The 22,730-nt window shown below is 59.0% G+C and carries 20 protein-coding genes and 1 pseudogene; 14 read left to right on the plus strand and 7 right to left on the minus strand.

Features of this window, described 5'->3' with window-relative positions; all coding sequences use genetic code 11:
* Positions 1-16: 16 nt before the first annotated feature.
* The 3 genes from DXB98_RS10170 to pdxS form a co-directional block, all read right to left on the minus strand.
* Positions 17-193 (minus strand): hypothetical protein, encoded by a 177-nt coding sequence (locus DXB98_RS10170; protein ID WP_158553151.1) that lies wholly within the window; start codon positions 191-193, stop codon positions 17-19.
* Positions 194-377: 184 nt separating this feature from the next.
* A complete protein-coding gene (pdxT, locus tag DXB98_RS05270) occupies positions 378-965 on the minus strand; it encodes a pyridoxal 5'-phosphate synthase glutaminase subunit PdxT (RefSeq protein WP_117743387.1) in 588 nt (195 codons plus the stop codon).
* Positions 966-985: 20 nt separating this feature from the next.
* A complete protein-coding gene (gene pdxS / locus DXB98_RS05275) occupies positions 986-1,876 on the minus strand; it encodes a pyridoxal 5'-phosphate synthase lyase subunit PdxS (protein WP_117743388.1) in 891 nt (296 codons plus the stop codon).
* 145 nt (positions 1,877-2,021) lie between these two features.
* Here pdxS and DXB98_RS05280 point away from each other — a divergent pair, with 145 nt between their 5' ends.
* Together DXB98_RS05280 and DXB98_RS05285 are read left to right on the plus strand one after the other, a co-directional pair.
* The gene (locus DXB98_RS05280; protein WP_117743389.1) at positions 2,022-3,461 is read left to right on the plus strand and encodes a PLP-dependent aminotransferase family protein; all 1,440 of its coding nucleotides are present in this window, start codon (positions 2,022-2,024) and stop codon (positions 3,459-3,461) included.
* Positions 3,462-3,998: 537 nt separating this feature from the next.
* Positions 3,999-4,880 (plus strand): hypothetical protein, encoded by an 882-nt coding sequence (locus DXB98_RS05285; RefSeq protein ID WP_117743390.1) that lies wholly within the window; start codon positions 3,999-4,001, stop codon positions 4,878-4,880.
* A gap of 242 nt (positions 4,881-5,122) precedes the next feature.
* Here DXB98_RS05285 and DXB98_RS05290 read toward each other — a convergent pair whose 3' ends face one another.
* The gene (locus DXB98_RS05290) at positions 5,123-5,686 is read right to left on the minus strand and encodes a ferritin family protein (protein WP_070097113.1); all 564 of its coding nucleotides are present in this window, start codon (positions 5,684-5,686) and stop codon (positions 5,123-5,125) included.
* 253 nt (positions 5,687-5,939) lie between these two features.
* On the opposite strand from DXB98_RS05290, the gene DXB98_RS05295 reads away from it, so the two are divergent.
* From DXB98_RS05295 to DXB98_RS05335, 9 genes are all read left to right on the plus strand, one after another.
* Positions 5,940-7,160, plus strand: coding sequence for an iron-containing alcohol dehydrogenase (locus tag DXB98_RS05295; protein WP_117743391.1), 1,221 nt, complete (start codon positions 5,940-5,942; stop codon positions 7,158-7,160).
* A gap of 9 nt (positions 7,161-7,169) precedes the next feature.
* Positions 7,170-8,549, plus strand: coding sequence for an aldehyde dehydrogenase (locus tag DXB98_RS05300; protein WP_117743392.1), 1,380 nt, complete (start codon positions 7,170-7,172; stop codon positions 8,547-8,549).
* A 91-nt stretch (positions 8,550-8,640) separates the two neighbouring features.
* A complete protein-coding gene (locus tag DXB98_RS05305; protein WP_117743393.1) occupies positions 8,641-8,967 on the plus strand; it encodes an HIRAN domain-containing protein in 327 nt (108 codons plus the stop codon).
* An 18-nt stretch (positions 8,968-8,985) separates the two neighbouring features.
* Complete coding sequence (locus tag DXB98_RS05310; protein ID WP_117743394.1) at positions 8,986-9,165, plus strand: hypothetical protein; 180 nt, start codon at positions 8,986-8,988, stop codon at positions 9,163-9,165.
* Between the two features lie 66 nt (positions 9,166-9,231).
* Entirely contained in the window at positions 9,232-9,777 is a 546-nt protein-coding gene (locus DXB98_RS05315) for a metallophosphoesterase (protein ID WP_117743395.1), read from the plus strand.
* 73 nt (positions 9,778-9,850) lie between these two features.
* The gene (locus tag DXB98_RS05320; protein WP_158553152.1) at positions 9,851-10,687 is read left to right on the plus strand and encodes a PRD domain-containing protein; all 837 of its coding nucleotides are present in this window, start codon (positions 9,851-9,853) and stop codon (positions 10,685-10,687) included.
* Between the two features lie 341 nt (positions 10,688-11,028).
* The gene (locus DXB98_RS05325) at positions 11,029-12,477 is read left to right on the plus strand and encodes a PTS transporter subunit EIIC (protein ID WP_117743397.1); all 1,449 of its coding nucleotides are present in this window, start codon (positions 11,029-11,031) and stop codon (positions 12,475-12,477) included.
* Positions 12,478-12,555: 78 nt separating this feature from the next.
* Positions 12,556-13,320: a ChbG/HpnK family deacetylase gene (locus DXB98_RS05330; protein ID WP_117743398.1), complete on the plus strand. Its 765-nt coding sequence runs from the start codon at positions 12,556-12,558 to the stop codon at positions 13,318-13,320.
* 139 nt (positions 13,321-13,459) lie between these two features.
* Positions 13,460-15,217 carry a DUF2130 domain-containing protein gene (locus DXB98_RS05335; protein WP_117743399.1) on the plus strand — a complete coding sequence of 586 codons (1,758 nt, stop codon included), beginning with the start codon at positions 13,460-13,462 and terminating at the stop codon, positions 15,215-15,217.
* A 79-nt stretch (positions 15,218-15,296) separates the two neighbouring features.
* Here the strand turns inward: DXB98_RS05335 and DXB98_RS05340 are convergent, their stop codons facing one another.
* The 3 genes from DXB98_RS05340 to DXB98_RS05350 form a co-directional block, all read right to left on the minus strand.
* Positions 15,297-17,978 carry an RNA helicase gene (locus DXB98_RS05340; RefSeq protein WP_117743400.1) on the minus strand — a complete coding sequence of 894 codons (2,682 nt, stop codon included), beginning with the start codon at positions 17,976-17,978 and terminating at the stop codon, positions 15,297-15,299.
* 309 nt (positions 17,979-18,287) lie between these two features.
* The gene (locus DXB98_RS05345; protein WP_117743401.1) at positions 18,288-19,127 is read right to left on the minus strand and encodes a tRNA (guanosine(46)-N(7))-methyltransferase TrmB; all 840 of its coding nucleotides are present in this window, start codon (positions 19,125-19,127) and stop codon (positions 18,288-18,290) included.
* Positions 19,128-19,244: 117 nt separating this feature from the next.
* Positions 19,245-20,117, minus strand: coding sequence for a class I SAM-dependent methyltransferase (locus DXB98_RS05350; RefSeq protein WP_117743402.1), 873 nt, complete (start codon positions 20,115-20,117; stop codon positions 19,245-19,247).
* Between the two features lie 265 nt (positions 20,118-20,382).
* On the opposite strand from DXB98_RS05350, the gene DXB98_RS05355 reads away from it, so the two are divergent.
* The 3 genes and pseudogenes from DXB98_RS05355 to DXB98_RS10410 form a co-directional block, all read left to right on the plus strand.
* Positions 20,383-21,099 (plus strand): helix-turn-helix domain-containing protein, encoded by a 717-nt coding sequence (locus DXB98_RS05355; RefSeq protein ID WP_117743403.1) that lies wholly within the window; start codon positions 20,383-20,385, stop codon positions 21,097-21,099.
* Entirely contained in the window at positions 21,099-21,995 is an 897-nt protein-coding gene (locus DXB98_RS05360; RefSeq protein WP_158553153.1) for a DUF4097 family beta strand repeat-containing protein, read from the plus strand. Before DXB98_RS05355 ends, DXB98_RS05360 begins: the two co-directional genes overlap by 1 nt.
* A 99-nt stretch (positions 21,996-22,094) precedes the next feature.
* A pseudogene (locus DXB98_RS10410) lies at positions 22,095-22,730 on the plus strand (histone acetyltransferase); the annotation flags it as partial.

Raw genomic sequence — 22,730 nt, forward strand, 5'->3', positions numbered from 1 at the left:
CCAGGGCGACAATTTGTCATTCAAAAGGCAAGGCATGACCAGCAGGTCTATGCCTTGCCTTTTTCATGCCAACTTGTTCGCCCTGGGCGGCGCTCGCTGGCGTTTCCGAAACATCAGCGTAATTGCTGTTGCCAAAATGATCTGTTGGGTAGCTTATTTCCGGCACTTGGGGACGTTCCTTTTCTGCTGGCACTTGGGGACACTCCTTGTGGTTGCTGGACGTTCTTGTTTGACTAGTTGTTTAAGAACGTCCCCAACGACTACATAGCATGAGAGTGGATAATCTCCCGGTTTGAGCCTGTATTCAAACTCAAAGTGGGAGATTATCCACTCTCATTTGTTGTGTGTCTGAAAATCCACGCTCGTTTCTACTCCGCCTACATTTGTAGGAACAGTTCGTGGAGGTGGGTGTCGTCGTCGAGTTCGGGATGGAAGGTGACGCCGAGCTGGTTGCCCTGGCGGGCGGCGACGATGCGCCCATCGACTTTCGCTAAGGCCCTGGCGTCGCCGTGGACCTCGACGATGCGGGGCGCGCGGATAAACGTCAGCGGCACTTCAGCGTCGATGCCGGCTACCTGCCCCTTGGTTCGAAAGCTGCCGAGCTGCCTGCCGTAGGCATTGCGCTCGACAAGTACATCCATGGTTGCCAAACGCGGCGTGCCCTTATCGTCGTGGGTGGCAAGATCGCGTGCCAAGAGAATCAAGCCGGCGCAGGTGCCCAGGACGGGCATGCCGTCCGCAATGCGAGCGCGAAGGTCCTCGAGCATCCCAAGCTCAGCAAGGAGTTTGCCTTGAACAGTCGACTCGCCGCCGGGGAGGACCAGACGGTCAAAGTCCTGCTTCAAATCAGCCGCCTGCCTCAGTTCAATACAACGTGCGCCCAGCTCGGACAGCCTTGCCTCGTGCTCGACAAAAGCACCTTGGACCGCCAGCACGGCGACCGTCTGGTCTGCGTAATCGCTCATGTGCGATCCTTTCTACCGGACTAGCGTCCGCGTTCCTCCATGATTATCTCGATCTCGTCGGCGTTGATGCCGACCATGGCCTCGCCTAGATCCTCCGAAAGCTCAGCGATGAGCCTGGCGTCGGTGAAGTTGGCCACGGCCTTGACGATGGCGGCGGCGCGCTTGGCCGGGTCGCCGCTCTTAAAGATGCCCGAGCCGACAAAGACGCCTTCGGCGCCCAACTGCATCATCAGCGCGGCGTCGGCAGGGGTTGCTACACCGCCAGCAGCAAAGTTCACCACGGGAAGCTTACCCGTGGCATGGATATCGCGCACCAGCTCGACCGGAACCTGCAGTTGCTTGGCTGCCTCAAAGAGCTCATCGTCACGCAGGGCGACAACGTCACGGATCTGCTTTTGGATCTTGCGCATGTGGCGCACGGCCTGGACCACGTCGCCCGTGCCCGGCTCGCCCTTGGTGCGAATCATCGTGGCGCCCTCGGCAACACGGCGCAGCGCCTCGCCCAGATCGCGGGCGCCGCAGACAAACGGCACGTCAAACTGGGTCTTGTCGATGTGGTAGACATCGTCGGCGGGGGAGAGAACCTCGGACTCATCGATGTAATCGATCTCGATGGCCTGAAGGACCTGCGCCTCGACGATGTGACCGATGCGGCACTTTGCCATGACGGGGATGGAGACGGCCTCCTGAATGCCCTCGATCATCTTGGGGTCACTCATGCGCGACACGCCGCCGGCGGCGCGGATGTCGGCCGGGATGCGCTCGAGAGCCATGACGGCGCAGGCGCCTGCCTTCTCGGCGATGCGGGCCTGCTCGGGCGTGGTAACGTCCATGATGACGCCGCCCTTGAGCATCTGCGCGAGCTCGCGGTTGAGTTTGACGCGATCGGCCTTGCTGGTCTGTTCTGCCATGGTCGCTCCCTTGATTGGCATGTGCATTGCTTGACGGAACATCCTATCGGGGAGCTGGGTATGGCGAAATACTCAGTTTTCGAGATAATAACAAGGTCAGACTAATACCAGATTGAATGACTCGATAAGGTCAGATGATAGACTCATGCTTGACTACAATTTGGAACAACGCGGCGAAGCGTCGCTCTATGAGTATGTTTACCAGCAAATTCGAGATGATATCGTTGCTGGACGCATTGCGGCGGGGGAGCATCTGCCGTCTAAGCGCGCCTTTGCCAGTCATCTGGGAATCAGTGTCATTACCATCGAGAATGCATATAGTCAGCTGCTTGCCGAGGGTTATATTCGCTCAAAGCCGCGTCGCGGCTACTATGCTTGCGAGCTTCCGGATGCACCGATTTTGGCTTTGGTTACGGGGGATATCGACCGGGATACTGTCTCTATGGACCCCGGGGCGCATGACGCCGATGGACAGATCGAGCGATTCGATGCGCTTTCTCCTTCCGCTTTGGAGGCGGCTAGGCTTTGGCAAGGCACACTACGGGCAACGCTGACATCCGAAGACGAACGCGAGATCTTTTCGCCCGCACCAGCGCAGGGCACCGCTCGGCTACGACGCGCAATCGCTCGCCATCTGCGCGGGACACGGGGCATGAATGTTAATCCCGACAACATTGTTATCGGTGCGGGCGCCCAGCTGCTCGATACCATGTTGGTTCAGTTGCTTGGCGCGGACAAGGTGTATGCCGTCGAGGATCCGGGTTATTTGCGTCTGACACGCATCTATCAGGCTATGGGTTGCGAAGTTCGCCATATCCCGCTGGATGGTGAGGGCGTGGACTTGAGCGCTTTGCAGAAAACCGGAACAGATATCCTTCACCTGATGCCGTCCCATCAGTATCCGACCGGCCTTGTGACGAGCATTGCGCGTCGCTATGCCCTGCTGAGCTGGGCTGCCGAGCAGCCGGGCCGATATCTCATCGAAGATGACTTCGATTGCGAGTTTCGCCTTGCCGGCAAGCCGATTCCCGCGCTCGCGTCGATCGATGCCGCTCAGTCGGTTATTTACACCAACACGTTTTCGAAGAGCCTTTCATCGGCGTTACGTTTGGCGTACATGGTGCTGCCCGACGAGCTGATGGAGTGCTTTAGGCGCGACCTTGGTTTTTATGCCTCATCGGTGAGCTCTGTTGACCAGGTCGCCTTGGCGCGCTTGCTGGAATCGGGTGATTACGAGCGACATGTGAACCGCGTGCGTGTTCGTGCTCGCGAGGCGCGTGATGGCCTGGCGGCGCTTGTACGGAAGACGTTTCCGGCGGGGGAGGTCTCGATCGAACATGCGGATGCGGGTCTTTACTGCATCGTGGTTGCGGAGCGTGGCGCGGGCGGAAGCTCTTTTACGCTGGCCCTCACGCGCTCGAGTATCCCTTTTATCGATATCAGTGACTGCTTTTGGTGTGCCGATGGCGCATCTGTCCCTGAAAGCTCGACTCGAATCCTTGTCCAGTATGACGACTTGAGTTCAAATGCGCTAAACACCCTGGAATCACAGCTAATGGGGGTGCCCTCTAGCCTAAGTGAGTAGACCTTTAGCTCTTTGGCGACCAGGCAGTTTTGTAACAAGCTATCTACCTGCGGTTTTGAAAAGCAGGATGACCGGCCTGCTCGGGATGCTCCAAAAAGCCTACTCACTTGCCGCGCAAAGCTTCTCCATGAGAAAAAAAGGGGTTTTCAACAGGGCTTCGTCCAGTTCTTGGCAAGCTATTGGTCAGTTGGGGAGGGCTGTTGAAAACTTAGCGGTCCGCTCGGTGCCATTTTTGGTGCGTTCGCGCCAATGCGAGACTGGCTGGGTTGAAATTCGTGTTTTCCTGTGCCTATGAAGGATCTACTTTGTGACATATCGGCTTTTAGGTACTGGCGTTTGCCTCCTCAAGCCCTCGCTTTGTGTCCGCCACTTCCACGACCGGAAGAAGACCGGCAGCGATATGGCCTCGCCCGTAACCCGACGGCTGCGGTCGTGCTCGGCTTGCCGTTGCATACATTGGTTGGGACGAGAAATAAGCGGACTTGTCCTGCCAGCGTTAGGCAACGGCTGTTCCTTGGTGAGCTTCCCAGGGAATCCGTGCTGGAAACGGAACATGGGTTTTTGGTCACATCTCCTTTGCTGACGGCATTCATCATGTCGCGGCATCTGACGGATCTCCAGCTGCTTTTGGTATTAGCGGAGATGTGCGGCTTGTTTACGGTTTGTGCCTTGCCAGCAGCACTCGAGGCAGAGCTTTCGCGTGCAATTGAGTCGGGCGCGATTTCGGCAACCTTTGGTTGGGCACGTTGCCCGTCCGAGGACGGTGCCGCCTCAAATATGTGGCGGCGCGACGCTTTGGTTTTGGACGGAGATCTTGACCGTTTTTGTTCAGATGTTTGTGGGATGCGTTACGGCAAGCGATTTGTCGCGGTATCGCATCTCGTTCCACTGGGCGCCGCATCGCCTTTTGAGGTTGAGACGTATTTGTTGCTTGGGTTGCCACGATCACTGGGAGGCGAAGGTTTTTGCGGCATAGAGCTCAATGTCGAAGTGGCGCTAAGCGCAAGTGCTCGGGCGATTGTAGGAAAGTCCCGCGTATACATTGACCTACTTCTGTCTTCGCCGGACGGAGAGCGACAGGTGGCCATTGAATGCCAAGGAAAGGGCTCGCACGGGCGAGCCGGGGATGGTTTGCGTGACGCCGACCGCATGACGGCGCTTCAGGCAATGGGCTACGATGTATTTCTCCTGACACACGGACAGATATCCGATGAGGATAGATTCCGCGCGATCGTTAAGGCCGTATGCAGGTTGCTCGATGTTGAATATCGCGATAAAAGCTCGGAGGAGCAAGGGGCCGAGGCGTTACTCCGGTCCGAGCTATTCGTTGACTGGTCAAAACTGGGAGAAATCGACAAAAAGATGCCCGTTAGATACAAAAAGGCCCGATCGTGGACGGCTGCTAATCTAAGTGAGTAGACTTTTAGCGTGATGGCGACCAGATTGTTTTGCGGCAAGCTATCTACCTGCGGTTTTATAAAGCAATACGGGTGGTCTGCTCGACAAGTTCCAAAAAGTCTACTCACTTAGTTTTTGACGCGAAGCCGATGTCAAAGGTGGTCCTATTTTTGGGACGTTAACTGGTTCGCAAGACACGAAAAAGGCCCGAACCATGCGGTCCGGGCCTTATCGAGCTAGAGATTATCTCTCAGGCGATTGGCTTAGCCAAAGTAGCGCTTGAGCAGGCCGGCGAAAGCCTTGCCGTGGCGAGCCTCGTCGCGAGCCATCTCGTGCACGGTGTCGTGGATGGCATCGAGGCCAGCGGCCTTGGCGCGCTTGGCAAGATCGGTCTTGCCGGCGGTGGCGCCGTTCTCGGCCTCAACGCGCATCTCGAGGTTCTTCTTGGTGGAGTCGGTCACGACCTCGCCCAGGAGCTCAGCGAACTTGGCGGCATGCTCTGCCTCCTCGTGCGCAGCCTTCTCCCAGTACAGGCCGATCTCGGGATAGCCCTCGCGATGAGCGACGCGAGCCATGGCCAGGTACATACCGACCTCGGAGCACTCGCCTTCAAAGTTGGCGCGCAGGTCAGCAACGATATCCTCGGAGACACCCTCCATCTTGGCGACGCCCACGACGTGCTCGGCAGCCCACTCGAGCTGGCCCTCCTCCTGCTTCAGGAAACGAGAACCGGGAACGCCGCACTGGGGGCATTTGAAATCCTCGGGCAGCTGGTCGCCGTCGAACTCTTCCACATAACCGCAAACGGGGCAAACAAACTTCATGATTCGATCCTTTCGATCGATGGCGATGGAGCGCTCGTCCGGTCCCGTAAGGGTCCTCTCCGGACGAGCGTCTTGACGAGTTCTATTATCCATAAATGCAACCGAATGTGAAGCCTATTAGGAATGATTTTTAATAAAAAATTTTGAGCTTGTGAAGATGTTGATTGATTAACGATTGGCAGGCCGCCCGAGACCTCCGATGAGTACAATCGGTCGAGCAAATGTTGACCCATCAACAAATGAGGGAGCTTCCTTTATGCATCTAGCCCGTCGCGCCTGGTGCCGAACGTATCAGATGGTTTTTCGCATCGCATTGCCGGTGCTGCCCTATACCGAGCCGCATATTCTGGAGCATGCCGAGGATGTCCCCACGGTGCTTCAAAAACGCTCGATACAGCGGGTTCTTATCGTGACGGATCCCGGTATTGCCCGTCTGGGGCTTACGGCACCGCTCGAGATGGCGCTCGCGTCCAAGGGAATCGGCGTTGCGATCTATGCCAAAACATCGGCAAACCCTACGGTCTCAAACGTGGAGGAAGCGGCGTCCCTGTATCGGGAGAACGCCTGCCAGGCCGTTATCGGCTTTGGCGGCGGCTCGGCCATGGACTGTGCCAAGGGTGTGGGCGCACGCATCGCACAGCCAAACAAGCCCATCAACAAGATGCGTGGCCTGCTGCGCGTTCATCGTCGCCTGCCGCTGCTCATCGCCGTCCCCACTACGGCGGGTACGGGTAGCGAGGTCACGCTCGCAGCGGTCATTACCGATGACAAGACGCACTGCAAGTACCCCATTAACGACTTTGTGCTTATCCCGCGCTTTGCGGTGTACGACCCCGAGTTTACGCGCGGCCTGCCCGCCTCCATTACGGGACAAACGGGTATGGATGCCCTGACGCATGCCGTCGAGGCCTTTATCGGCCGCAGCACCACGCCCTATACGCGCAAGATGGCGCGTCAGGCGGTACAGCTCATCCACGATTATTTGCTCGAGGCCTATGAGCGCGGCGACAACATGCGTGCGCGCCGCAATATGCTTTCTGCAGCGTATAAGGCGGGCGTTGCGTTTACGCGCTCCTACGTTGGATACGTTCATGCCATTGCACACAGCCTGGGCGGACGATACGGGATTCCGCATGGCCTGGCCAACGCCATCATCCTGCCGCATATGCTTCGCGCTTATGGTGACGCCGCCGCCCCCAAGCTCGCCGATCTTGCTCGCATGGCGGACATTGCGCCGGCTACCGCGCAGGACGGTCTTGCGGCCGAGGCCTTTATCGATTGGGTCGACCGCATGAACGTTGCTCTGGGTATCCCCAAATATGTGACAGGCATTCGCCGCTCCGACATTCCCGAAATGGCAATGCACGCCGATGCCGAGGCTAATCCGCTATACCCCGTTCCACTTTTGATGGACCGTTTGGAGCTCGAGCGTATGTACGAGGTCGTAGCGGGTGGTATGTTTGAGGGCGAGAACTAGGAGGGTGCCATGAACACCGAGGAAATCGCGCGCATCGTTGCCGATCAACGCGCCTATTTTAAGACGCATGCCACGTTTGATGTCGATGCTCGCCGTCGCGCGCTCGTGAGCTTGCGTGATGCGGTACAGGCGCACGAGGCCAATATTGCCCATGCGCTCAAGACCGATTTGGGCAAGTCGCACGACGAGGCATATATGTGCGAGATCGGCACGTCGCTTTCCGAGATTCGTCATCAGATTGCGCACGTGGCTCGATGGAGTCGCCCGCGCCTGCGCCCGTGTGACCTCGCCAACGCCGTGAGTGTGTGCAAGACGCAGGCCGTGCCCTATGGCGTTACGCTCATCATGGCTCCTTGGAACTATCCGTTTTTGTTGACGCTCGAGCCGCTTGCCGGCGCCCTTGCCGCGGGCAATACCGTGGTCATCAAGCCGAGCGCCTATGCCCCGGCTTCGAGCGCGGTGCTCAAGCAAATCTGCGAAGAGGCATTTGATCCGCGCCTGGTAACGGTTGTCGAGGGCGGGCGCGCCGAGAACGAAGCGCTGCTCGATGAGTGCTGGGACAAGATTTTCTTTACCGGTAGCGTTCCGGTCGGCAAACTCGTCATGGAGCGGGCAAGTAAAAACCTTACGCCCGTGACGCTCGAGCTGGGTGGGAAGAGTCCCTGCATCGTAGATGCAACGGCAAACTTGAAGGTCGCGGCACGGCGTATCGCCTTTGGAAAATGGCTCAACGTGGGGCAGACCTGCGTGGCGCCCGACTACCTGCTGGTCGATAGACGCGTGCACGACGAGCTGCTGGGCCTTATCAAGGAGGAAGTCCGCCGTATGTTTGGCGAGCATCCGCTCGACAACGAGGATTACGGCCATATCGTCAACGCCAAGCACTTTGCGCGCGTGCGCGGGCTGATCGATCCCGATAAGGTTGTGCTTGGTGGCGCGGCGCGCGAGATGTCGCTCAAGATTGAGCCGACGATTCTGGATGGCGTGACCCCCGATGACGCCGTAATGCAGGAGGAGATTTTCGGCCCCATCTTGCCGGTGCTGACGTTTGAGAGCCTGGATGAGGTCGAGGCGTTCATCGCGAATCGCCCGACGCCGCTGGCCCTGTACGTCTTTAGTCAGGACCGTGCGGTTCAGCAGCGCTTTGTGCGCTACGTGCCCTTTGGCGGCGGCTGCATTAACGATACGATCATGCACCTGGCCACGAGCCATATGGGCTTTGGCGGCATGGGCGCGAGCGGCATGGGGCAGTACCATGGCCGCGAGAGCTTCGATACGTTTAGCCACAAGAAGAGCATCGTGAACAAGGCAACCTGGCTGGACGTGCCGTTTCGGTATGCGCCCTACGCAAGCTGGAAACACAAATTCGTGCGCATGTTTGTGCATTAGAATCAGATAAGGATGAATTTATGTCCGCACGGGCCCGTAGACTTCTCGATAAGGTCAAACGCTGGTTTATCCGGCCGTTAGAGGAGTTGCCATGTACGAGCCTTTACGTGTGCTTCTGTCGTTTCATATCGCGGGATTTCAATATGCCGACGGCGCTTTGGTCCTAGGCGATCTTAAAGCGGGCGATAAGCTGACGCTGTGCGCCGAGCGCGATAATCCCCATGACCCCGAGGCGGTTGCAATCTACTACGGCAACACCAAGCTTGGCTATGTTCCGGGAAACGAGGTCGGCCCGCTGTCCTTGATGATGTATTACGGCCACGAGGACGTATTTGAGGCCCGCGTGCAACAGGTTGCCCCCGAGCGCAGCCCGTGGCATCAGGTACGCGTTGGGCTCTATGTGGTGGATGCTCGCTAGTCGGCAATGGAGGCTGCCATGTTTGATGACGATGACCTGTTCGATCTGACAGATGATCCGTTTGAGTGGGATATGCTACTCGATGACGGTGAGTTGGAACAGGACCGTAGGAAACGGCAGGACAAGAAAACTCAGAGTGACGCTTCGAAAAAGCAAGACAAGCGCCGCCGCGGACTGTTCGGCGGGCTCTTTGGATAACCGCTGTATCGCTACGTCTGTATACTTAGCACGAGTTGAACACGTTGCGAAATGAGGGCATAGACGATGATGTGGTTTACCGCCGACCTGCACTTGGGCGATACGAATATCTTGCACGACATGGATCGACCGTTTGATTCGGTCGAGGAGATGAATCGCAAGGTCATCGATGCCATCAATGAGTGCGTGGCTGTGGATGACCGTCTCTACATTCTGGGTGACTTTACCTATCGTTTGCCCCTGGCGGAGGCGGTGCGCCTGCGCGAGCGTATTGCCTGCCAAAACGTGACGCTCATCCGTGGTAACCATGACGGCGATTGGGAAGATCCCGACGTGCCGCAAATTTGGGAAGACGTGCGTGATTATCTGGAGATTGCCCCCGGCTATGCCAAGGGCCATCGTCTGGTTATGAGCCACTACCCCATGCTTAGCTGGAATGGCAAGGCGCGTGGCGCCATCATGCTGCACGGGCATATCCACAGCAGGGGAGACCGCACCAACGCGCGCAACCGCGATCGCGAGCGCCCCATTTACCGCTACGATGTGGGCCTCGACGCCAATGACTACAAGCCCGTAAGCCGCGATCAAATCCTTGACTTTTTTGGACTGTAATTAGAAGTGCAGGTAGAATGAACGCGCCGTGTGGATGGTCTACACGGCGTGTGTTTGCAGGAACGGTGATTCCATGAGGGCTATCCAGCGCATTAACCACAACGCTGCCATCTGCGAAGATGGTGCGGGGCGCCAGCTTATCGCGTTGGGTCGTGGTATCGGCTTTGGCGAAATGCCGCACGAGGTCGATCTTGACGTTATTACGCGTACCTTTTACGGCATCGATCCAAAGTATCTGGCGTTCATCGACGAGGTCGACCCCGAGGTGCTTGAGTTTTCTGCTCAGCTGGCAGATATTGCGACCGGACAGCTTTCGTACGAATTGAGTCCTAATCTGCCCATTACGCTGGCAGATCATATCCAGTTTGCTATTAAGCGCGCCCGCGAACATATGGTGGTGTCGTTGCCGCTCAAACGCGATCTGGAGCAGCTGCATCCCATTGAATACCGCTTGGGCGAGCTGGCTGTTCGTGGCATTAAGAAAACTTTTGCCGTTCGCATGCCCCAGAGTGAGGCCGCGGGTATCGCCATGTCGATTATCAATGCGGCGATTAAGCCGAGCGAGCGGCGCGTGCTTGCCGAGCAGCACGAGGAGCATCTCCTCGATATGACGGTTGCGATTATTCAAGAAGAGTTGGGCGTGACAGTCGATCGCTCGTCGTTTGCCTTTACTCGCTTTGCCACCCATGTGCGCTATCTGCTCGATCGCGTGGCAAAGAAAGAGCCGATTGACACCGAGAATTCCGGTCTTTACGACGTGCTCGTGGAGCAATATCCTGCGGCATCGCGCTGCGCCCATCGTATCGACGCTCTGATTCAAGAGGCCTTTGGCGAGCCATTGGCCCAAGAAGAGCTCGTCTATCTGATCATGCATGTGAATCGCGTGGCTCCTGCAAGCTTGAATAAATAGGGTCTCTGGCGTTTTATTTCCGTCGTAGTGACCGTTCGCGGACTGTTTGCTACCGTTCGTCGGCAATCTGAGTCACGGAGAACGCATCTGCCGCATATACTCGCCGTGTGTTGGGTGTTACTCACGGCGCAGCTCCGAGAGGCACTACCGATTCTGTCGAGGCCCCCATTGGGTCTCTGTCGGTTGTGCGCGGGGCTTTTTTCATGTCGATCCACCCGGGAATCACATGTAATCAAATCTCTTGCCAACGGGCATCGCGTGCTGCGCAGGCGCGAGCAGAATCGTGCGTCTTGGCGCTGTGAAACCCCACGGGCTTTTAGTTGGAAGAGAAGGGATTCGACATGGCTGTCGATAACAAGAAGATTGCCGAGGACGTGCTTGCTGCCATCGGCGGCGCCTCCAATGTAACGAACGCGACGCACTGCATGACCCGTCTGCGTCTGAACCTTAAGGATCAGTCCATCCCCAATGACGATGAAGTTAAGAAGATCAAGGGCGTACTGGGTGCCCAGTGGTCTGGCGGCCAATATCAGGTCATCATCGGTCAGAACGTACCGAAGGTCTACGACGCCGCCATTGCGCTGGGAGTTAAGGGCGAAGGCTCCATTGACGAGAACCTCGATGGCGGCGCCAAGGAGCCGCTGACGCTCAAGACTGCGGGCAGTAAGACCCTCAACTACCTGTCCAAAACCATGGTCATGACGATCCCCATTATCATGGGTGCTGCCATGTTCCGTACTATCGCCGTGGTTTGCGGTGACGGCATGCTCGGCATTTGGTCTGCCGATTCCGACATCTACAACTTCTTCTACAACTGGATTTACAACGCCGGTTATTACTTCCTTCCCGTTTATTTGGGTTGGGCTGCTGCGAAGCAGCTTGGCTGCAGCCAGCCGCTCGGCATGATGCTCGGCGGTGTGCTCATTGCTCCTGAGTTCATGACGATGGTCAACGCTGCAGCGGATTCGGGCGTAACGACCACCATGGTCTACGGCGTGCTGCCGGCCCAGCTGAACAACTATTCCTCCACGGTGCTCCCCATGGTTCTGTCCATGCCGGTACTCATGGTCGTCGAGAAGTTCATGAAGAAGGTCGTTCCCGACATGCTCTCTACGGTGTTTGTACCCGTGGGCACCATGGCCGTCATGATTCCCGTTTCGCTGTGCGCTTTGGCTCCGATTGGCTCCATCCTGGGCAGCATGGTCGGCAACTTTATGTTCGGTCTCGGTAACGCCGGCGGCATCGTCACCATCCTCTCCCTCGTCGTCATTGCCGCACTTTGGGAGTTCCTGGTTATGACCGGTATGCACCAGGTCCTGCTTGCCCTTGGTATTGTGCAGCTGCTCACCCTGGGCTCCGACTCTTGCGTTATGGTCGCGGCCGGTATCGCTCAGTTCGCTACGTGGGGCATGGCCTTCGGTGCCTTCCTGCGCCTTAAGGAGACCGACGAGAAGGGCGCCATGCTCGGCTTCTCGCTCTCCGGTATCGTGGGCGGCGTGACGGAGCCCGCACTGTATGGCTGTGGCTTTAAGTACACTCGCTGCCTGGGCGCCATGGTTGCCGGCGGTGCTATCGGCGGTTTGATCGCAGCCCTCACCAATGTGACAACGTATGTTCTGGGCGCGACCAATATTCTGGGCGTCACCGGCTTTGTTGCCGGCGGAACGGCTAATCTCGTCTGGGGTTGCGTTGCATCGGGCGCTGCATTTGTTGCCGCCGCTGCCATCGCCTACCTCTTTGGCTTTAGCAAGGATCAGCTCGAGGAAGATGTTGCTGCCGCTAAGGCTTAAGACATCTGTTTAGGTAGGATAATTACCTGGGGCACTTGGCTACACTCCAAGTGCCCCTTTCCATAGATTGGAGTCGTTATGAAGCAATTGCTTATTCGTGCCGATGATATCGGTTATTCGTATGCTGTTGACCTGGGGATTGCCCGAAGCGTCAACGAGGGCCTGGTGCGCTCGGCGGGCCTTATGCCAAATATGCCCGAGGCCGAGCGTGGGTGGTCGCTCGTGGCGGATGCCGATATTGCAGTGGGCCAGCATACCAACGTGTGCCTGGGCAAGCCGTGCGCCGATCCGGCGCTCATCCCGAGCATGCTCAACGAGAGCGGCGAGTTCCATAGCAGCCGTACCTTCCGTGAGCATTTTAAGCGCGGTGAGGAGCTGATAGACTTCGACGAGGCCTGCATCGAGATCCGCGCACAGCACGACCGTTTTGTCGAGATTGTGGGCCGCGAGCCCGATTACTTTGAGGCCCATGCCGTCATGAGCGAAAACCTTAACCGAGCGATCTCGGCGGTTGCCCAGGAGCTGGGCCTTAAGGAGCAAAAGGCAAGCTTCGACCCCACGGCGGTGGTGCATTGCGGAGATACCGACCTGCGCATGGTGATGCATTCGATGGAGCCGGGCTACGAACCCAAGGACTCGATTATGCAGACGGTTCGCGAGATATCCGACGGCGAGACGGTCGTCTTTGTGTGCCACCCGGGCTATCTCGATCGGTTTATCCTCGAGAACAGCTCGCTTACGACCGATCGTACCAAGGAAGTCGACGCGCTGATCGACCCTGAGCTGCGCGCTTGGCTCGGGTCTCAACCTGATCTTCGCCTGGTCGACTATCGCGACCTGTAGTGACCCATGCCACCACAAAGGGGACAGGCACCTTTGTGGTGGTTCTGGCGCTGTTGCCATTATGGCGGCGGCGTCTTTTTTGTCCGTGCAGCGCGGTAGAGTGTAAGCGGTTGAAATTTGCGTCCATCGAGGAGCTGCCATGAACGAGATTAAGTGCCCGCATTGCGGCGAAGTTTTTAAGGTCGATGCGTCCGGCTATGCGGATATCGTCAAGCAGGTGCGCGATACCGAGTTCTCGCACGACCTGGATGAGCGTGTGAAGGCGGTCCAGCGCGAGGGCGAGCGGGCGCTGGAGCTTGAGCGCTCGCGTTCGGCGGCCGCTTTGCAAAAGGCGGAGTCCCAACGTAACGCCCAGCTTGTCGAGCAGAAGAATGCCGCAGCTCAACAGCTGGCGCAAGAGGTCGCCAAGCGCGATGCCGAACTTGCCGAGCTGCGCGCCAAGCTCGAGGGCGCTGCTGCAGAGCGCGAGAGCGCAAGCCAGCGCGCGGCGGTAGAGGCCCGCGCCGATGCTCAAAAGGAGAACGCCGAGCTCCAGCGCGAAATCGACAGCTTGCGCGCACAGCTGGGACGTAAGGATGACGAAGCCAAGCTTGCCGAGTCGGCGGTGCGTAACGCTGCTCAAAGCGATCTGGCCGCACGCGATGCGCAGATTGCCGAGCTGCAGGCCAAGCTTGCCGCGGCGGACAAGGCCCAGGAGATGGCGCTTGCCGCGGCCGCGGCCGAGTCGCAGCGCGCGCTTGATGCTGCTCGCAGCGAGGCTGAACGCACATTTGCTGACTATCAGGCGAAGGTGCAGGAGAAGTTTTCCGCCGCAAAGGCTCAGTCTGAGCAGGAGGCTGAGGGCCTGCGCGCCCAGCTGCGCGAGCAGGAGCTGACAGCAAAAATGAACCTGTCGGAGGCGGTTGCCGCGGCGGAGCGAGAGCGCGACGAGGCGCGTGCCAAGCTGACGAGCGAGCTGGCGGTGCGCGATTCGCGCGAGGAGCAGGCCAAGGCGGCACACGAGCTCGAACTTGCGCAGACCAAGCGCGCGAACGAGGAACTGATTCGCTATAAGGATGAAGAGATTGAGCGCCTTAAGGACATGAAGGTCCGCCTGTCCACCAAGATGGTGGGCGAGTCGCTCGAGCAGCACTGCGAGACCGAGTTTAACCGCCTACGCATGACGGCGTTTCCCAACGCGTACTTCGAGAAAGACAACGATGCGTCCGAGGGCACCAAGGGCGACTTTATCTTCCGTGAGTGTGACGCGAGCGGCAACGAGATCATTTCGATTATGTTCGAGATGAAAAACGAGAACGACGAGACCGCGACCAAGCATAAGAACGAGGACTTCTTTAAGAAGCTCGACCACGATCGTCGCCAGAAAGGCTGTGAGTACGCGGTGCTCTGCACGTTGCTCGAGCCCGAGAGCGAGCTTTATAACGCAGGAATCGTGGACGTGAGCTATCGCTACGAGAAGATGTACGTGATCCGCCCACAGTTTTTCATTCCCATGATTACGCTGCTGCGCAACGCCGCTATGGGTTCGCTTCGCTATAAGCAGGAACTGGCGGAGTACAAACAGCAGAATATCGATGTCACGAACTTCGAAGCCAAGATGGAGAAGTTCAAGGATGGCTTCTCGCGCAACTACAACCTGGCGAGCAAGCAATTCGAGTCGGCAATCAAGGAGATCGATGCCGCCATTAAGCAGCTCGAGAAGACCAAGGACGACTTGCGCCGCAGCACCGAGAACCTACGCTTGGCCCACAACAAGGCCGATGAGCTTACCATTCGCAAGCTCACATGGGGCAACAAGACCATGAAGACAGCGTTTGACGAGGCGCGCGAGGCTGCGCCAGAGTCAAGCAATGAGCCGGCCGAGGCGGATTCGTATGAGGTTGAGGATGCCGAGTAGGGCATAGTCGATAGCGCAAAAGCGGGGCCGCTGGCGATGTTGCCAGCGGCCCCGCTTCATTTCGTTCCAGTATGTACGGCTACTCTTCGAGCAAGTCCTCGATAAAGCCGACGCGGTAGTTTTTGAAGATGACCTCGCCGCCGTCTTGCGTGGCATCCAGGTCGACATCGCCCATGATGCCAAAGTCGTGGTCGCCGTCCTCGTCGGCAAAGATCTGGTGCACGTGCCACACGTGCGCGGTCTTCTCGTCGGATTCATCGATGGAAAACATTGCGGCGCTGCGCGCGTCGCCGTTGGTGAGAATCTCCTCGTGCTGCTCATGGTAGGCATCGAGCGCTTTTTGCCAACGGATTTCGCTCATGCCCCAGTCGTCGTCGAGCTCACCCAGGTCGCGCACGTGCCCGCGGGCGGCAAGGGTCACGCGGCGGAAGAGGGCGTTGCGCACCAGTAGCGTGCAGCCGCGGCGGTCCGCCACGACCTCGTCGATGCCTTGCGGCGGCGCAGCGTCGAGTGCCGCCGGGTTGCCGGCGTTTTCCCACTCGTCCACCAGGCTCGAGTCCACCGAGCGCACCACAAAGCCCAGCCACGAGATAATGTCGCGCAGGCGCTCGTCGCGCTTCTCGATGGGTACGGTGCGGTCGAGCGAGCGGTAGGCCTCTGCCAGGTAGCGCAGCAAAATGCCCTCGGAGCGGGCGATTCCGAGCTTTTGGATATAGCCCTTAAAGTCGCTCGCGCTCTCCAACATGTCGCGCAGGACGCTCTTGGGCGAGAGCTGGTAGTCGTTTGCCCAGGGCACTTCCTGGCAGTACTTGTCAAAGGCGGCATCGAGCAGCTCCTCGAGCGGCTTTTCGTACGTGACGTCCTGAATGCGCTCTAGGCGTTCCTCATATTCGACGCCGTCGGCCTTCATCTCGGCCATAGCGCGGTCGCGCGCGGCACGCTCCTGGGCGCGGAGCACCTGCTTAGGGTCTTCGAGTGTGGCCTCGACCATGCTGATGAGATCCATGGTATAGGTCTCGCTCTCGGGGTCGAGCAACTCCAGCGCGGCAAGCAAAAATGGCGAGAGCGGTTGATCGAGCGCGAAGTCCTCGGGCAGATCGACCGTCAGCGCATAGTCGATGTCTGGCGTGGCGTCGGCCGGGGCGTTGGGTGCGGGCGGCACCTCGGTACGCACGACGACGCCGGAATCGATGAGCGTGGCGAAGATTTCGTCGGCGCGAACCTCGAGCTTAGCCTTTTCCTCGGGAGTCTGCAGGCTCGTCTCGATAAGGTCGTGCACGCGGGCGCGGGCATCGCCGCCCTGCTCGACCACGCTAATCACCATGGAGTGAGTGATGCGCAGGCGCGGCTTGAGTGTCTCGGGCTGCGTCTCGATCAAGCGCTCAAAGGTCTGCTTGTTCCAGGTGACAAAGCCCTCGGGCGCCTTCTTCTTTTTAATCTTGCGAAGCTTCTTGGGATCGTCGCCCGCCTTTGCCATGAGCTTGGCGTTTTCAATCTCGTGCTCAGGTGCCTCGGCAATCACCATGCCCTCGGTATCGAAGCCCGAGCGGCCGGCGCGACCGGCAATCTGATGAAACTCGCGGGCGCGCAGACGACGCATCTTGTAGCCGTCGAACTTGGTGAGCGCGGTGAGCACCACGGTATGGATGGGCACGTTGATGCCGACGCCGAGCGTATCGGTGCCGCAGATGACGGGCAACAGGCCCTGTTGTGCCAAGCGCTCGACTAGCAGACGATAGCGCGGCAGCATGCCGGCATGGTGCACGCCGACGCCGCATCCGAGCAAGCGCTTAAGAATCTTGCCAAAGGCCGTCGAGAAGCTCGTGCCCTTGGCCGCCTCCTTGATGGCCTCGCGCTGCTCCTTGCTGGCGATGCCAAAATTAGCGAGTGACTGCGCCGTTGCAAGTGCGGCATCCTGGCTAAAGTGCACGATATAGAGTGGGGCTTCGCCACGGCGCATGGCGAGCTCGACCGTACCCTCGAGGGAGGTCGTCACATAGTCGTAGCTCAGCGGTACGGGGCGTGGGGCATCGACGACCAAGTCACAGGCAGCGCCGGTGTGCTCCTCGAGTGAGGCGGCGATCGCGGTGACATCGCCGAGCGTGGCGCTCATGAGCATGAATTGTGTGTGAGGCAGGGTGAGCAGCGGTACCTGCCAGGCCCAACCGCGATCGGGGTCGGCAAAGTAGTGGAACTCGTCCATGGCGACGCAGCCCACGTCGGCATCTTCGCCCTCGCGCAGTGCGTCGTTAGCAAGGATCTCTGCCGTGCAGCAGATGACGGGCGCCTTGGTGTTGATGTGCGTGTCGCCGGTGATCATACCGACGTTATCGCGGCCGAGCACCTGTACCAGGTCGAAGAACTTTTCGCTGACCAAGGCCTTGATAGGGGCCGTGTAATAACAGCGTTTGCCCTGCGCCATGCCCATAAAAAGCATGCCCAGCGCGACAAGCGACTTGCCCGATCCGGTCGGTGTTCCCAAAATGACATGGTCACCGGCGGCTAGATCCATGAGGGCCTCTTCTTGGTGATCCCACAGCTCAATGCCGCGGTCGCTTGTCCATTCAAAGAAGCGTTCGAAGGCCTGATCGGGCGTGAGCCATGGCTCGGGCTCGCTACCATCCTCGGGCTCCCACCAGGCGGGGGAGAGCGCGCCGAGCGAGCCAAACTCGGCTTCGGTTCCCGTGCCGCCCGAGAACGAGCTGGCGGCGCCGGCGCCGGAAACGGTGCTGGCGGAAGTATCTGTCGTGGTCTGTGCCATGTGGTTGCTTTCTCTCGCGTTTGTCCGCCAACTATTATGGCGTAGCGTCGCATCGATGCGTTCGCAGGCAAGAAAATGCAGGAAATGGGCGTTCTGCCCAGCTGTTTGGGGCGGCCGCTAACTAAGTGAGTAGACTTTTTGCGATATCGCGAGCACGCGAATTTTACGCAAGGGCTCTACCTGCGATTTTAGTTTTCGCCATACGGGTCGTGCTTGGCTATTGCCAAAAAGTCTACTCACTTAGGTTTGAGGGTCGTTCGTCGGCGCCTATTTGCGTTTGGCTACCGGCGCCGCGACTGCCAAAAGCCCCTAGGACTCTTGCGGCAGGCGCTTCTTGCCCTTGCGGGCGCGGTTTTTAAAATTCTCGACGGCCTCTTCCATGCCCAGGGGCACGTACGTGAGCTCATTAAGGTCGTCGGGCAGGTAGCAGGCAAGACTTTGCTCCTGCATGCGCCCCGCCGTGAGCTCATCGTCACTGGGCTGTGCGCCGGGTGTGGCGCAAATGCCGTAGACAACGGCACCCATCTCGCGCGTGCGGCACTCATATTCGGTCTCGGGATGTTCGGGATGGTCGCGGCGGACGTCGTCACTTACCCAAAGCGTGTCGTAACCGGCCGCGGCAATCTGCCCCAGGGCATAGTCGCGCAGCGGTTTGCTGTCGGTGCGCAGTGTGACGGTCGCGCCAGCCGCAAAGAGCGGGCGGTAGAGCATCAGATGGTCAACATGCACGAGTCGTTTTTTGGCGTACTTGGCCTTGGGCTGCGGCGTGGGAAAGTTGATGGTGATAGCATCGAGCTCGCCTGCGGCAAACAGTTGCGGCAGCGATGCAGCGCCTCGGGGCAGGACGAGTGCGTTGGACAGCTCCTGCTCGCAGATTTTCTGTGCGGCATAGGCGATGCAGATGGGCTCCTGGTCCATACCGACAAAGAGCGTGTCGGGTTCACGGCGAGCTCGCTCAACCAGATAGGTGCCTTTGCCGCAGCCTAGATCCAGATGAAGGCGGGTAAAGGACAGGCCGCCGGCTGGCGCGCAGGCTTCGCGCCAATTCCCGGCATAGGCCTCGGGGTTCGTCTCAATCGCATCGGCGTAGCGCTCCAGGCGCTCTTCGAGCACAAAGTTCTTAGGCGTGCGAACGTGGACGGCTCCCATGAGGCTCCTTGGTTATACGCATGGAACGCATGACTGCGCGTTCGGTCAACGGGCTGGAAAAGGTGGGCATGGTTTGCCCGGAAGTTGCGGCGCGACTCGGCGGCGGGTCGCCGATGCCTACAGGCGCTTGAGGATCACATAGCGGTTGAGCTCGCCGCTGCGACCGTCGGCGTGGAAACGCTCGAGCTCGCGTACGGGAACCTCGCCACTCTTGTAGAACGTACGAACGCCGCGCACCAGGTCGGTGATCTGCTGATCGTCAAAGTGATGGCAATAGCGGTAGGCATGGCGGTCGTTTTGCCATCCAATGAGGTGGTCGCCGGCTTCGAACTGCGCGGAATCGTAGTCCTCAAACGGCGGGGTGAGCTCAGCGCGGGCCTCGGCGCGAACGGCTTTGCGTGCCATACGCTCGTCGTTCATAAACTCCCAAAAGCTGATGGCGATGATACCGCCCGGGCGCGTCTGGCGCACCAGGGCGTCGAGCACGCGCACGCGATACTCGCACGACGGCACGTGGTGCATAAAGCCAAAGCAGACCGAGATGTCGGCGAGCGGGGCGTCGAAAAGCGCGTCGGGTGTCTCGGCGGGGTTGAGCTTCATGAGGGCATCGAGCACGTCGAGTTCCTGGAAGTGCAGGTTGGGGATGCGCAGGGCGTGGCCATGAGCATCGATGGCCAGGTCTCGGCACGAGTCGACGCCATAGAATTCAAGCGGGCAGCTGGCGTCTGCCGAGGGACTCGTGCCGTCGACGCCTTTGGCGGCAAGTGTGCCGCCGGCGGCAAAGTTCTCGAATCGCATATTGCCGCAGGCGAGATCGAAGACGCGGACGGGATGCTCGATCGTGGCGACGTCGAGCTGCCCGAGCGCGATGTCCATGGTGCGCACCCAGCCGGGCCACGGGGCCTGGCGCGTATCGGAAAAAGAGGCGGAGTGCTCGCGATAGAACGTATTGTTGAGCTTGATGAGCGATGAGGCGAAATCGCGGTTCACGGCGCGGAACTCCCTCCGTTGGCGGTGCGGAATAAACAGTACGACCATACTACCGTTAACGCCGCAACGGGGACAACCGAGCTGCGGGCCATTGCTTTGTTTGGACGCATTTTCGCAGCTCATATGTGCCCGCAACCGTCGGTTGTCAAAAATCTCACTAGAATAGGTGGCATGCTTTTGGCGGTGGCGGATAGATTTTTAACTGTGCAAGGCGCCTTAAGAAAAAACGGTCCGGCGGCACGGCTGGCATCGCATAGGAGGAACCATGAATGTAGAAACTGCGCAGCGGCTTGCCGACCTTCGCCGCAGCAAGGGCTTTAGCCAAGAGGGATTGGCGCGAAAGCTGGGACTGTCGCGCCAGGCGGTCAGTAAATGGGAGCGCGCGGAGAGCTCGCCCGATACCGAGAACCTGATCTCGCTCGCCAAGCTCTATGGTGTGAGCTTGGACGAGTTGCTCAATCCGAGCGACGAGATTGAGGACGATATCGAGTTTGAGAACGAGGACCGCGCCCGTCAGCGCGAGGCCGAGGCGGCGGAGCGTGCTCGCACCCATGAGGCGGCGGCGCGCGCTACCGAGGCGGCAACACAGGCGAGTGATGCTGCGGCCAAGGCGGCGCAAGCGGCAAGCTGGAGTGCACAGGCCGCCAATGCCGCTACGGCGCAGGCGACGAGTGGCACCGCGGTTGGCTCGACTCCGGTGAAGGGCCCGTTCCAGTCGTTCCCGTATTGGGCCGTGTGCTGGCTGCTGTTCTTTTTGTTGATGTTCCTGTTTGGTGCCGGCCCCTTTGCCGCACTGATCTTCTTTACGATTCCCATCTATCACTGGGTGGCACGTGCGCTCGATGGCGATTGGGCGCGTGGGGATATCCAGGTCGGCCCGGCACCGGTGACAGCTAGGGCTCAGAATGTTTCCGCTTCGGTTGATGCTGACGTGACTACCGCGGCCACCGCTGAGCCGATTGCCAAAGAGGGTGATGAATGATGAAGCTTTCGCATGAATCCAAGGTACGCTTGGGCGTTGGCATCGGAGCGTTTGTGCTCATCATCGGGCTTGTCTTTGGCACTTCGCGGCTATTGGCTCATTCCGATATGGTGCGTACGACCGGTATTCTATCTGGCCATTTGTCTGATTTTGACGATATGTTTGACGAGGACGATTCCTTGAATAGCGGTAACTATTCTGCTCGGCCTCAGCAGCTTTCGAGCACGACTTTTGATGCCGATGAGTTCCGCTACCTCGATTTCGATATCGCTGCGGCTACGGTGGACGTCAAGGTTGTTGATGGCAACAAGGCTCGCGTTATCGAGCGGGGACGCGTTGCCAATGGTATGGATGCCTCCAAGGCCGCGACGCAAAACATCGCATCCGTCGAGGACTCGACGCTCAAGGTTTCCCAGTTTGGAAGTGATGACGGTAAGGCAATCGATCGCTCGGTTACGGTCGAGCTGCCGCGCCGTGTTGCCGAACATCTGAAGGGAGTCAACGCGCACGTGGGCTCGGGCGATCTGCAGATTGCCGGTGTCACCTGTGATGGTTTCGACCTTTTCCTGGGTGCGGGAGATGTAGAGTTTACGGGCAGCGTGACTGATGCGCTCAGCGCTGAGGTCGGTTCGGGCGATGTGACATTCGAGCTCTACCAGGCCCCCGCGAAGTCGATGGACGTGAGCGTGGGCTCGGGCGATGTGGAGATGACGGTTCCGAGCTCTACGGGCTTTAAGGCGAGCCTCACCTTGGGCAGTGGCGACTTCGAGAGCGATTTCCTTCCGCTTGGCTACGACGGCGAGACCATTTTGAATCTTGAATTCGATAACGGCGATAAGTCTGCCACGTATCGTTTTGAAGTCGATTCGGGCGACATGTCGTTTGATTCGGAGTAGTGAGGCAGACGAAAGCCTAGGCGAAGACATAGACGCGCTGTTTGATGAAGGCGCCGAAGCCGAGATCGGCTCCGGCGCCTTTGCCTTTACAATGGGGGCATGGAACAGATTATCTTGAACATACTCGAGGCTCTGCGTCGCGGCGAGACCGTGGACGACAAAGCGCTCGTCAAACTGATACATGCCGAGGCGCGTTGTGAGGGTGCCGACAAACGCGATTTGGCCAAGCGCCGTCTGCTGCCGTTTTACCAGCGGGTAAAACGTGAAGAGCCGGCTCGTTGGGCTGGGTGGAACATCGACGCCAGGCTTGAGCGTCAACTGCTGCAGGTGCTGCGTATGAAGCCTCGTCGCACGGCTTCGGGCGTGGCGACCATTACCGTTATCACCAAGCCCTGGCCATGCTCGGGCGATTGCCTGTTTTGTCCCAACGATCTGCGCATGCCCAAAAGCTACCTGCACGCCGAGCCGGCGTGCGCCCGTGCGGAGCAAAATTGCTTTGACCCGTATCTGCAGGTGAGCGCTCGTCTGACCGCGCTTTCGCAGATGGGGCACGCAACCGATAAGATTGAGCTCATCGTGCTCGGTGGCACCTGGAGCGACTATCCGCAAGGGTATCAGACGTGGTTTATGTCGGAGCTTTTCCGTGCGCTCAATGACGATGCCGTCGCCGGCGTGGCGGCCAACCCCATGCTGGCGCGTCCGGGCATCAGCCGTGCCGAGGCGGGGGGGCGGCCC

This window comes from Collinsella sp. OM07-12 (genome assembly GCF_003438275.1).
In the GTDB taxonomy this organism is placed as follows: domain Bacteria; phylum Actinomycetota; class Coriobacteriia; order Coriobacteriales; family Coriobacteriaceae; genus Collinsella.

What these genes read in the sequence shown, in the direction of transcription:
- DXB98_RS05340 (WP_117743400.1), bottom strand. Translation starts at nt 17,978, where the DNA reads ATGGCACAGACCACGACAGATACTTCCGCCAGCACCGTTTCCGGCGCC.
- DXB98_RS05335 (WP_117743399.1), top strand. Translation starts at nt 13,460, where the DNA reads ATGAACGAGATTAAGTGCCCGCATTGCGGCGAAGTTTTTAAGGTCGAT.
- DXB98_RS05325 (WP_117743397.1), top strand. Translation starts at nt 11,029, where the DNA reads ATGGCTGTCGATAACAAGAAGATTGCCGAGGACGTGCTTGCTGCCATC.
- DXB98_RS05355 (WP_117743403.1), top strand. Translation starts at nt 20,383, where the DNA reads ATGAATGTAGAAACTGCGCAGCGGCTTGCCGACCTTCGCCGCAGCAAG.
- DXB98_RS05310 (WP_117743394.1), top strand. Translation starts at nt 8,986, where the DNA reads ATGTTTGATGACGATGACCTGTTCGATCTGACAGATGATCCGTTTGAG.
- DXB98_RS05300 (WP_117743392.1), top strand. Translation starts at nt 7,170, where the DNA reads ATGAACACCGAGGAAATCGCGCGCATCGTTGCCGATCAACGCGCCTAT.
- DXB98_RS05280 (WP_117743389.1), top strand. Translation starts at nt 2,022, where the DNA reads ATGCTTGACTACAATTTGGAACAACGCGGCGAAGCGTCGCTCTATGAG.
- DXB98_RS05345 (WP_117743401.1), bottom strand. Translation starts at nt 19,127, where the DNA reads ATGGGAGCCGTCCACGTTCGCACGCCTAAGAACTTTGTGCTCGAAGAG.
- DXB98_RS05315 (WP_117743395.1), top strand. Translation starts at nt 9,232, where the DNA reads ATGATGTGGTTTACCGCCGACCTGCACTTGGGCGATACGAATATCTTG.
- pdxT (WP_117743387.1), bottom strand. Translation starts at nt 965, where the DNA reads ATGAGCGATTACGCAGACCAGACGGTCGCCGTGCTGGCGGTCCAAGGT.
- DXB98_RS05305 (WP_117743393.1), top strand. Translation starts at nt 8,641, where the DNA reads ATGTACGAGCCTTTACGTGTGCTTCTGTCGTTTCATATCGCGGGATTT.
- DXB98_RS05330 (WP_117743398.1), top strand. Translation starts at nt 12,556, where the DNA reads ATGAAGCAATTGCTTATTCGTGCCGATGATATCGGTTATTCGTATGCT.
- DXB98_RS05295 (WP_117743391.1), top strand. Translation starts at nt 5,940, where the DNA reads ATGCATCTAGCCCGTCGCGCCTGGTGCCGAACGTATCAGATGGTTTTT.
- DXB98_RS05360 (WP_158553153.1), top strand. Translation starts at nt 21,099, where the DNA reads ATGAAGCTTTCGCATGAATCCAAGGTACGCTTGGGCGTTGGCATCGGA.
- DXB98_RS05320 (WP_158553152.1), top strand. Translation starts at nt 9,851, where the DNA reads ATGAGGGCTATCCAGCGCATTAACCACAACGCTGCCATCTGCGAAGAT.
- pdxS (WP_117743388.1), bottom strand. Translation starts at nt 1,876, where the DNA reads ATGGCAGAACAGACCAGCAAGGCCGATCGCGTCAAACTCAACCGCGAG.